The sequence below is a fragment of the Rhodococcus sp. P14 genome (assembly GCF_000256505.1).
Taxonomy (GTDB): Bacteria; Actinomycetota; Actinomycetes; order Mycobacteriales; family Mycobacteriaceae; genus Rhodococcus; species Rhodococcus ruber.
Genome location: NZ_AJFC01000177.1, coordinates 1 through 6836, shown reverse-complemented (window position 1 = coordinate 6836; position 6836 = coordinate 1). Strand labels below are relative to the sequence as shown.

General features: G+C 72.5%; 7 protein-coding genes and 1 pseudogene. 2 read left to right on the top strand and 6 right to left on the bottom strand.

What is annotated here, in order from left to right; translation table 11 throughout:
* Positions 1-208: TetR/AcrR family transcriptional regulator (locus tag OEY_RS0112760; protein ID WP_157180000.1), on the bottom strand; the 208-nt coding region annotated here is incomplete at its 3' end.
* Positions 209-335: 127 nt separating this feature from the next.
* On the opposite strand from OEY_RS0112760, the gene OEY_RS0112755 reads away from it, so the two are divergent.
* Entirely contained in the window at positions 336-1910 is a 1575-nt protein-coding gene (locus OEY_RS0112755) for an MFS transporter (RefSeq protein ID WP_010594256.1), read from the top strand.
* A gap of 4 nt (positions 1911-1914) precedes the next feature.
* Here OEY_RS0112755 and OEY_RS0112750 read toward each other — a convergent pair whose 3' ends face one another.
* The 4 genes from OEY_RS0112750 to hrcA form a co-directional block, all read right to left on the bottom strand.
* A complete protein-coding gene (locus tag OEY_RS0112750; protein ID WP_026137654.1) occupies positions 1915-2706 on the bottom strand; it encodes an alpha/beta hydrolase family protein in 792 nt (263 codons plus the stop codon).
* 13 nt (positions 2707-2719) lie between these two features.
* Positions 2720-3481 carry a 16S rRNA (uracil(1498)-N(3))-methyltransferase gene (locus OEY_RS0112745; RefSeq protein WP_010594254.1) on the bottom strand — a complete coding sequence of 254 codons (762 nt, stop codon included), beginning with the start codon at positions 3479-3481 and terminating at the stop codon, positions 2720-2722.
* A gap of 9 nt (positions 3482-3490) precedes the next feature.
* The gene (gene dnaJ, locus OEY_RS0112740) at positions 3491-4642 is read right to left on the bottom strand and encodes a molecular chaperone DnaJ (RefSeq protein WP_010594253.1); all 1152 of its coding nucleotides are present in this window, start codon (positions 4640-4642) and stop codon (positions 3491-3493) included.
* Positions 4643-4714: 72 nt separating this feature from the next.
* Positions 4715-5758, bottom strand: a complete 1044-nt coding sequence (gene hrcA / locus OEY_RS0112735) for a heat-inducible transcriptional repressor HrcA (protein WP_010594252.1) — start codon at positions 5756-5758, stop codon at positions 4715-4717.
* Between the two features lie 149 nt (positions 5759-5907).
* Here hrcA and OEY_RS0112730 point away from each other — a divergent pair, with 149 nt between their 5' ends.
* The gene (locus tag OEY_RS0112730) at positions 5908-6243 is read left to right on the top strand and encodes a type II toxin-antitoxin system VapB family antitoxin (RefSeq protein WP_010594251.1); all 336 of its coding nucleotides are present in this window, start codon (positions 5908-5910) and stop codon (positions 6241-6243) included.
* Between the two features lie 118 nt (positions 6244-6361).
* Here OEY_RS0112730 and OEY_RS0112725 read toward each other — a convergent pair.
* Positions 6362-6836: pseudogene (locus OEY_RS0112725) on the bottom strand (coproporphyrinogen III oxidase); the annotation flags it as partial.

Sequence of the window (6836 nt, the reverse complement as noted above, 5' to 3'; positions counted from 1 at the left end):
CGCCGCCCGCCTCTTCCGCGATGCCGTCGACGAGCGCCTCGCGGCTCGGGAAGTGGGCGTAGACGGTGCGGCGCACCACGCCGGCAGCCTGGGCGACGTCGTCCATGCTGGCGTCCGGGTCGGCCGCGAAACACCCCATCGCCGCCTCGAGGATCCGGGCTCGGTTCCGGCTCGTCCGCCGCCGCGGCTCCCGGCCCGGTTCGGCCACGCTGAACACCTTCTTCCACCGGAGAGTGTGACGTCCGTCAACTTTACTTGCACACAGGTGTGCAACTTTCTAACTTGCACATGGATGTGCAAATTGCCGCCGCACCGGCATGTCGTGAGGAGCGCCGATGACCTCGAGCCTGGTCCGTCCGGCCACGGATCCCACCCGCCCGTATCCGCGCCGGTGGGCCGGCCTCGCGGTGCTCTGCCTGAGCCTGCTGATCGTCGTGATGGCCAACACCGCACTCATCGTCGCGGCGCCGAGCATGCTGCGCGAACTGCAGCTGACCAGCACCGACCTGCAGTGGGTCATCGACGGCTACACCGTGCCCTACGCCGCGCTGATGCTGCTCGCGGGCGTCCTCGGCGACCGTTACGGCCGCCGGCGCGCCCTCCTCACCGGCCTCGCCGTCTTCGCCGGGGGCGCCGTGTTCGGCAGCCTCGCCGGCACCGCGGCCGAAGTGATCGGCGCCCGCATCACGATGGGCGTCGGCGCCGCGGTGATCATGCCCGCAACCCTGTCCCTGCTCGTCGCCATGTTCCCCGCCGCGGAACGACCCCGCGCAATCGCCGCGTGGGCCGCGACGTCCGGACTGGCGATCGCGCTCGGGCCCCTGCTCGCGGGGTGGCTGCTCGAACAGCACGCGTGGGGCTCGACGTTCCTCGTCAACGTGCCGATCGCGGCATTCGCCGCGGTCGGGGCGCTCGCACTGGTGCCGCCCTCGCGGGCCGAGCACGTCACCCGCATCGACTGGGTCGGCGGCGCCCTGTCCGTAGCCGCCGTCGGCGCGCTCGTCGCCGGCATCATCGAGGGTTTCCACTTCGGTTGGCACGCAACGGCGCTCGGCGCGCTGACGGTCGCCCTCCTCGCCGGCGGCGGCTTCGTCGCCTGGGAGCTGCGGCACCCGCAGCCGCTGCTGGCCCTCGGGCGCGTCGCCGACCGGTCCGTCGCAGGTGCGTGCCTGTCCGTGCTGCTGCTCTTCCTCACGTCGTTCGGGGCGATCTACTTCGTGGCGCAGCAGTTCCAGTTCGTGTTCGGCTACAGTCCGCTCGAGACCGGCCTGCGCCTGCTTCCACTGGCCGCCGCGGTCTCGGTCGGATCGGCCGTGAGCGGCCGGCTGGCGCCGCGTCTCGGCGCGCGCGTCGCGATCGGTGCCGGCACGGCGGTCGCCGCCGCCGGAGTCCTCACTCTGACCCTCCTCGACGCCGGTTCCGGATACACGATCTTCCTCGTCGCGCTCGTTCTCCTCGGCCTCGGCATCGGGCTGGCCGCTCCGCCGGCCACCGACCTCGTGATGAGCGGATTCCCCGAGCCCGAACTCGGCGCCGCGGGCGGCCTCAACGACACCGCCGTCGAACTCGGCGGATCCCTCGGCATCGCCGTGCTGGGCTCGGTCCTGGCCACCACGTACCAGCGTGAGATCTCCGCGTTCCTCACCGGACTACCGCTCGCGAACCTCGACGGGCCGACGGCCGCGCAGGCCGACACGGCCGTCGCCGCCGCGGGCGATTCCGTGGGCGGCGCTGCCCTCGTCGCCGAGGAGCTGGCGAAGAACCCGTTCGCCTCCTCTTACGCCCGACCGCTTCTCGACGCGTCGGCCGACGCGTTCTCGGAGGCGATCACGTCGGCAAGCCTCGTCGGCGGCGTCGCCCTGGCCGTCGGCGCCGTCGTCGTCACCGCGGTCCTGCCCCCGCGCCGCTGAACCGTCAGCCCTCCCGACGCACCCGCGAACCGATCGGCTCCGGGGCGAGCAGCAGCTCGCGCGACAGCGCCCAGCTGCGCGTCCGCTTGTCGAGGAACGCAAAGTGATCCTCACCGTCGACGACGTGCAGTGCCACCGGATCACCCGCGGCGGCCGCCGCCTCGGCATAGCGCTCGGCGACCCTCACCGGCACCTGTGCGTCCTCGGTGCCGTGCACGAGCGCGACCGGCACCCCGATCGGCACCCGGTGCCGGGGCGACGCCGACCGGTACAGCTGCGGGTCCGCCTCGTAGGGCTGACCGAACAGATCCTCGATGTAGCCCACCCGGCGGCCACGTTCGCCCGCGGACGCGAGGTCGAGCGCACCCGCCTGGGCGACGACGAGTTCGGGACGCACCTGCGTTCGCTGGCCCGCGAGCCACACGGCGAGCTGACCACCGGCCGAGTGCCCGACCACCCGCACCCGGTCCGGATCCAGTGCGACGCCCCCGGCCCGGGCCCGCTCGGCCACCGCGGTAGCGACGGCGTCGAGGGCGGCGACGATGTCGGCGGACATCTCCGGCCACCGCCCGCCCGCACCGATCCGCCGGTACTCGACGTTCCAGGCGGCCACGCCGTGCGCGGCAAGTTCGAGCGAGAGTGGCGTACCGAGGGTGAGGTGGTACTCGCCGCTCCAGAATCCGCCGTGGACGACCATCACCACCGGTACGGGCACGCCCGGATCCGTGGCGTCCGGCAGGTACAGGTGGCCGAACTGCTGCGGCTGCGGACCGTAGGCGATGCGCACTCGGGACATGTTCTCGAGTGTGTCAGTGGAGCGGTCGCGCATCCCAACGCGGGGTCAGCACACCCACCGCGCCCAGCGCGACCGCCGCAGCCGTGGACGTTCGCAGTACCGTCGGCCCGAGCAGCACCGGCCGCGCTCCCGCCGTCGTCAGCGCCGTGAGCTCGGCGTCGTCGACGCCGCCCTCCGGCCCGACCACGAGCAGCAGTTCGGCGGCAGCGGCCAGGGGCAGCGAACCGAAGGGGTCGGTCGCGGACTCGTGCAGGACCGCCGCGACGCCCCCGCGAGCGACCGTCGCGCGCACGGCCTCGGCGACGTCCGCGGTCCGATGGACCGGCGCGACCTCGGGCACGTGCGGACGCCGGGACTGTTTCGCGGCCGCCACCGCGACGGCCTGCCATCGCCCGACGCCCTTGGCGGCCTTCGGTCCGTCCCACCGGGCGACGCACCGCGCAGCCTGCCACGGCACGAACGCGTCCGCGCCCGCCTCCGTCGCCAGTTCCACCGCCAGTTCGGAACGATCGGATTTCGGCAATGCCTGCACCACGGTGACCCGGGGGCGCGGTGCGGGAACCTCCCGACGCGCCAGGACGCGGGCCTCGAGCCGGTCCTTCGCGGTGGCCGTCACCTCCACGTCGGCGAGGTGGCCGCGCCCGTCCGACAGGACGAGACGCTCGCCCACCGCGATGCGCCGCACGGTCGCCGCGTGGCGACCCTCCTTGCCGTCGAGGACCGCGACCGCTCCCGCCTCGGGCAGCGGATCGAGGTAGAACAGGGTAGCGGCCACCGCGCGGCCTCAGCGCGCGCTGAACGCGTCGCGCAGCCGGGAGAAGAAGCCCCCGGCGTGCTGCGAGCCGGTGGTGACGACCTCGGGCACCTCGTGCTCGCGCTTGCGCCGGAACTCCTCGAGCAGCTTGACCTGCTTGCCGTCGAGCTTCGCCGGGACGACGACCTCGAGGTGGGCGTGCACGTCCCCGCGCACCCCGGAACGCAGTTTGGGCATGCCGTGGCCGCGGAGCACCACCACCGACCCGGGCTGAGTACCGGGATCGACGGTGATCTCGGCGGGCCCGTCGACGAGGGTGTCGAGCACGACGGTGGTACCGAGTGCCGCGTCGACCATCGGGACCCGGATCGTGCAGTGCAGGTCGTCGCCGTCGCGCACGAACACGTCGTGCGCCTGCTCGATGATCTCGACGTACAGGTCGCCGGCGGGGCCGCCGCCGGGGCCGACCTCGCCCTGCGCCGCCAGCCGGATACGCATGCCGTTGCTGACACCGGCCGGCACCTTGACCGTGATCTCACGGCGGGCCCGCACCCGGCCGTCGCCGCCGCACTTGCGGCACGGGTCCGGGATCGTCTCCCCGGCGCCGCGACACGTCGGGCACGGGCGCGACGTCATGACCTGACCCAGGAACGAGCGCTGCACCGACTGCACCTCACCGGCGCCGCCACACGTCTCGCACCGTACGGCCTTGGAGTCGCCGTGGGTACCGGACCCGGCACACCCGTCGCACAGGATCGCGGTCTCCACGGCGATCTGCTTGGTGACACCGGTGGCGCACTCCTCGAGTGTCAGCCGGGTGCGCAGCAGCGAGTCCGCGCCGGGCTGGACGCGGCCCCGGGGTCCGCGGGACGTTGTCGCCCCGCCGCCGAAGAACGCCTCGAACACGTCGCCGAGACCACCGAAGCCGGCTCCCGAGAAGCCCCCGCCCGCCGCCCCCGGGCCGGTTTCGAGCGGATCCCCGCCGAGATCGACGATGCGCCGCTTCTCCGGGTCGGAGAGCACCTCGTACGCCGTGGAGATCTCCTGGAACCTCTTCTGCGCCGCCTCGTCCGGGTTCACATCCGGGTGGTGCTCGCGCGCAAGCTTGCGGTACGCCCGCTTGATCTCCTGATCGGTCGCGTTCTTCGACACGCCGAGCGTCCCGTAGTAGTCCCGTGCCACGTGAGTTCTTCGTCCTTCTCTATTCGCACAGCTAGTTGTGTCGTCGGATGGTCCGTCGGCGCCGACCGGCGCTCAGCGTTCGCCGAGCACCTCACCGATGTAGCGGGCGACCGCAGCCACCGACGCAATCGTCCCCGGATAGTCCATCCGGGTGGGGCCGAGCACACCGAGGCCACCGAAGACGGTGCCCGCGGCACCGTACCCGGTGGACACCACGGACGTGCCGCGCATCTGCTCGACCTGGGTCTCCTCGCCGATCCGCACCGTCACCCGCCCGGCGTCCTGGGTCGCCGCCAGGAGCTTGAGAACCACCACCTGCTCCTCGAGCGCCTCGAGCACGGTACGCAACGAGCCGGGGAAGCCCGCATGCGCGGCGAAGTCGGCGGCGTTGCGTGTCAGGTTCGCCGTGCCGCCGAGCACGAGCCGTTCCTCGGGATGTTCGACGAGGGTTTCCACCAGCACGGTCGCGCACCGGATGACCGCATCGCGCAGTCCGTCGGGCGCGTCCCCGGCGAGCTCGCTGACCGCGATCGATGCCGCGGCGAGCCGCTTACCGGTCAGCGCCGCCCCGAGCAGATCCCGCAACCGCGCCAGGTCTTCCTCGCCGAGAACGTCACCGAGCTCGACGATGCGCTGGTCCACCCGGCCGGAGTCGGTGATGAGCACCAGCAGCAACCGCGCAGGAGTCAGCGCAACGACCTCGAGATGGCGGACCGAGGACGCCGACAGCGTGGGGTACTGCACCACCGCGACCTGCCGGGTCAGCTGCGCCAGCAGCCGGACGCCGCGGCGCAGCACGTCGTCGAGGTCCACGCCCGACTCGAGGAACTGCAGGATCGCGCGGCGTTCGGCTCCCGAGAGGGGCTTGACGTCGGCGATCCGGTCGACGAACTGGCGGTAACCCTTGTCGGTGGGAACCCGGCCCGAGCTGGTGTGCGGCTGGGTGATGTAGCCCTCGGCCTCGAGCACGGCCATGTCGTTGCGGACCGTCGCGCTGGACACACCCAGGTTGTGGCGTTCGACGAGGGTCTTCGAACCGATCGGTTCCTTGGTGGACACGTAATCGGCCACGATCGCTCGCAACACCTCGAAGCGTCGTTCCTCGGTGCTCGACACCCCGCCCACCTCCGTCTCTGCAGTCGCACCCGGAACGGCACGCATCACCGCAGGACGGTGCACTGCGTGCCGTTTCGCTCCAGTTTAGTCGCCGGGCCGGGGTGGCGAGCGGCACGGCGCCCGCCGACGATGCGTCGTAAGTTGGTGCCATGATCTTCAAGGGCGTCCGGGACGGCAAGCCGTATCCCGACCACGGGCTCTCGCTGCGCGACTGGGCGCAGATCCCTCCCCGGCAGGTGCGGCTGGACCAGATCGTCACCACCACGAAGGTGCTCGAACTCGACCGGCTGCTGTCCGAGGACTCCACCTTCTACGGCGACCTCTTCCCCCACGCCGTCCAGTGGAAGGGCGTGCTGTACCTCGAGGACGGCCTGCACCGCGCCGTCCGCTCGGCGCTGCGCAACCGCACCGTCCTGCACGCGCGGGTGTTCGACTACGACGTCCTGTTCCCGCACACGGCGGACACCGACGCCGCCGAGTCGTAGACGTCGCACTGCCGCGCGGGCATGGTGTCACGCCGCCGGGCGGTCGAGCCGGCCCGCCGCCGTGCAGCTCGAGCCGGCCCGCCGCCGTGCAGCTCAGGGCGGCCCACCGCCGTGCAGCTCAGGTCAGGATCGTGCGCACCACGGCGTCGGCGAGGAGCCGGCCCCGGTCGGTGAGCACCAGCCGGCCGGCGCGCAGTTCGGCGAGGCCGTCCACGACGACCGTCTCGGCGGCGCGTTGTTCGTCCGGGGTGAGCACGTCCAGCGGCAGGCCGGTGCGCAGCCGCACCTCGAGCATCACCCGCTCGGTGTGGACGTCGGCGGCGGTGAGCAGTTCGCTGCCGCCGACGGGGAGTTCACCGGCAGCGAGCGCGTCCGCATAGCGCGCCGGGTGCTTGACGTTCCACCAACGCACGCCGCCGACGTGGCTGTGGGCCCCCGGCCCGGCCCCCCACCAGTCGCCGCCGTCCCAATAGCCGAGGTTGTGGGCGCACCGGGCCGACGGATCGTCGGCACGCGCCCAGTTCGACACCTCGTACCAGGTCAGACCGGCGGCCTCGAGCCGCGCGTCGATGCGCTCGTAGCGGGCCGCGAGC

Coding starts and splice junctions, on each gene's coding strand:
- OEY_RS0112730 (WP_010594251.1), top strand. CDS start 5,908: ATGATCTTCAAGGGCGTCCGGGACGGCAAGCCGTATCCCGACCACGGG.
- OEY_RS0112750 (WP_026137654.1), bottom strand. CDS start 2,706: ATGTCCCGAGTGCGCATCGCCTACGGTCCGCAGCCGCAGCAGTTCGGC.
- OEY_RS0112755 (WP_010594256.1), top strand. CDS start 336: ATGACCTCGAGCCTGGTCCGTCCGGCCACGGATCCCACCCGCCCGTAT.